This is a genomic window from Pseudolactococcus yaeyamensis (assembly GCF_054658615.1).
This window is the reverse complement of sequence record NZ_BAAGGP010000171.1, coordinates 1-1,768: the sequence shown is the minus strand read 5'-3', so window position 1 is coordinate 1,768 and position 1,768 is coordinate 1. Positions and strand designations below refer to the sequence as shown.

General features: G+C 36.8%; 5 protein-coding genes. All 5 read left to right on the top strand.

Going from position 1 to position 1,768, the window contains the following annotated elements; translation table 11 throughout:
- The coding region (locus ACYQ21_RS15465; RefSeq protein ID WP_460059565.1) for a hypothetical protein at positions 1-338 on the top strand (338 nt) is incomplete at its 5' end.
- Positions 331-756, top strand: a complete 426-nt coding sequence (locus ACYQ21_RS15460) for a DUF4176 domain-containing protein (protein ID WP_460059563.1) — start codon at positions 331-333, stop codon at positions 754-756. The genes ACYQ21_RS15465 and ACYQ21_RS15460, both read left to right, overlap by 8 nt.
- Positions 749-1,123, top strand: coding sequence for a DUF4176 domain-containing protein (locus ACYQ21_RS15455; protein ID WP_460059562.1), 375 nt, complete (start codon positions 749-751; stop codon positions 1,121-1,123). The genes ACYQ21_RS15460 and ACYQ21_RS15455 overlap by 8 nt, the downstream gene beginning before the upstream one ends.
- Complete coding sequence (locus tag ACYQ21_RS15450) at positions 1,120-1,434, top strand: hypothetical protein (RefSeq protein WP_460059561.1); 315 nt, start codon at positions 1,120-1,122, stop codon at positions 1,432-1,434. Before ACYQ21_RS15455 ends, ACYQ21_RS15450 begins: the two co-directional genes overlap by 4 nt.
- A 13-nt stretch (positions 1,435-1,447) precedes the next feature.
- On the top strand, positions 1,448-1,717 hold the full coding sequence (locus tag ACYQ21_RS15445; protein WP_460059559.1) for a hypothetical protein: 270 nt from the start codon (positions 1,448-1,450) through the stop codon (positions 1,715-1,717).
- The last annotated feature ends 51 nt before the right edge of the window (positions 1,718-1,768 follow it).

Genomic DNA, 1,768 nt, shown 5'->3' with positions numbered 1-1,768 from the left:
TTATTAGCAATCTCTCTGATTTTATTTTAAAAACAAATCTAAAGGCAGAGGACTTTGTTTTAGCTTTGAAAGCTAGCAGTAAAGTAGGGTTGAATTTTATTATCTTCACACCACATGAGTATATTGCCAAGTCTTTTGAAGCAGTACCAAAAGCAATTCGTACCATGAAATTCTCAGGCTTAATTGGCGAACGGGTCTATGATTCTCCTTTAATTAAGGGACAAGCGCATTCACAAGAGCCAGACCTGTTCCTTCATGAAGCATTCTATGTCATGAAGGGTGGCGCAATTTATGACAAGCTGAAATTACCGAAACAAAGAGGAGATTCAAATGACTAAAGAAGTGACCCTTTTACCCCTTGGGACAGCTGTCAGTATTAAAAATGATGATAGCAAGTATATCATCATGGCTAGAACATTCATTAAGCAAAAAACTGGGGAGATGCTTGCGACTTATAAAGGTGTTCCGCATCCTTTTGGGGAAAGTAGCACCTATAAGACGATTATTATCAAAGCAGGGGATATTAGTAAAGTCGAGCAACTAGGCTACGAAGATGAATTAGACAAAGAGTTTATTAAGCAACGTTTAGATAACGCTGCTGAGCAACCTAATAAGCCAGTTGACCCAGTAGTATCGAAAACTACTATCCCTAAAGCACCCACAACGCCACCAAAACCTATTCAAGAGGAAGAAACACTTGAATATCCAAATGATCCATTTTATAAACTTAGAAATAGAGGAAAAGAAAATGTCTGAACAAAAAACTTATTTGCCGCTCGGTAGTATCGTGATTTTAAAAGGAGCGCTAAAAAAACTGATGATTATTAGTCGTGGTAGTATTTTAGAAAGTAAGTACTACGACTACGGTGCTATTTTATATCCAGAAGGCATGTTTGATGAAAATATTGCTTACTTTAATCGTGAAGATATTATTAAAATTGTTCATGAGGGATTCACGGATGATGATGATAAATTATTGATAGAAGAAATCAATGAAGCCTATGGTCAATTTGAATCAAGTGCAATTAGTGTGGAAGAACAACAAGAAGTTGAGGAAAAAGTTCAATCAGTAGAGGACGATGATCCCTTTGCGGCAGTTCGTGATTTGGAGGAATTTGAATGAGTGCGTATGATGCTTTAAATAAAATTAAAGAATTAGAGCATGCGATTTCGGAGTTTAAGCAAATTAAAAGTGATTTGCAAAATTATCATATTAAAACTTTGAATAGTGCAGGAAGTGGTCAATGGTCTGGTCAGAAAAAAAATGAATATAAAAGAGAGCTAGAAAATGCCAAAAATCACTTAAACCAAGCAAAAACACAAGTAGGACAAGCAATCACTGAGTGTAAGAGTAGACAACGGTCACTCTACCATACGATTGATAAAATCAAGCACCCAGATATTGCATTTGAAGCTTGGTGCCTTACATTTTAGAAGGGACTAAAACATGGCAAAAAGAGGTGTGAAAAAAGGGTATCATCTTGAGACAGTAAAAGTCTCTGAATTGACCTCAGCAGTTACAAATACAAAAGATGGTTGGACACGTGGTGATAACTTAAATACATCACAAGCGAAACGTGTTTCCAAAATTTATAACGATTTGTCTAATCTTATCGCAAGTTACGGTAGGCTTGCCCAAAAAGATGTCAAAGAATTCGACAAGTTGGGTGTGAAAATTGAAGAGGAAGACAGAAAGGACGCAAATGGCGGTAAATAAATTCTACGCCGATAGTTGGCAGTCGCAATCGCCCGGCTTAGCTAAAGGGCT